The sequence below is a fragment of the Oleiphilus sp. HI0132 genome (assembly GCF_001635845.1).
On sequence record NZ_LWGJ01001778.1, the window covers coordinates 1 to 616 of the forward strand.

2 protein-coding genes are annotated in these 616 nt (G+C 48.2%); one reads left to right on the top strand and one right to left on the bottom strand.

Going from position 1 to position 616, the window contains the following annotated elements; translation table 11 throughout:
* The coding region (locus tag A3766_RS27000; protein WP_197479782.1) for a dihydrofolate reductase at positions 1 to 244 on the top strand (244 nt) is incomplete at its 5' end.
* A gap of 45 nt (positions 245 to 289) precedes the next feature.
* On the opposite strand, the gene A3766_RS27005 is transcribed toward A3766_RS27000, so the two are convergent.
* A partial coding sequence (locus A3766_RS27005) for a dihydroxy-acid dehydratase (protein ID WP_197479783.1) occupies positions 290 to 616 on the bottom strand: 327 nt, incomplete at its 5' end.

Below are 616 nucleotides of genomic sequence, written 5' to 3' on the forward strand. Positions count from 1 at the left end.
AGAGTCGGTTTGTGATATTGACGGTCAGTCGGAAGTGATGATCATTGGTGGTGACCAGATCTATCAAACGAGTCTGCCGGATGTTGATCGTATCTATCTAACGAAAGTTCATGCAGAAGTCGAAGGCGATGCTTATTTTCCCGAAGTCGATTGGACTCAGTGGCGTGAAATTGGGCGGGAAGATTTTGAAGCCGAAGGGCCGAATCCCTATGATTATAGTTTTATCGTTTTGGATCGTAAGTAAAAAGAAAAGGACTGAACTTCTGCTCAGTCCTATGTTTCGTCGAGCTTAATCCAGCATATCCAAATTACGAACACCACCTTTATCGGCGCTTGTTGCCAGCATGGCATAGGCTTTCAAAGCGCTAGAGACCTTTCGCTCGCGATGCTCTGCTGGTTTCCAGGCTTGCTTGCCTTTCTGCTCCATTGCTTCACGTCGAGAGTTAAGTACCCCTTCTTCCAAGACAACATCAATTGAGCGATTAGGGATATCGATCTTGATTTTGTCGCCGGCTTCAATCAATGCGATAGCGCCACCGGCAGCTGCTTCAGGGGAAGCGTGGCCAATTGATAGGCCAGAGGTACCCCCTGAGAAGCGACCGTCGGTTAACAAGGC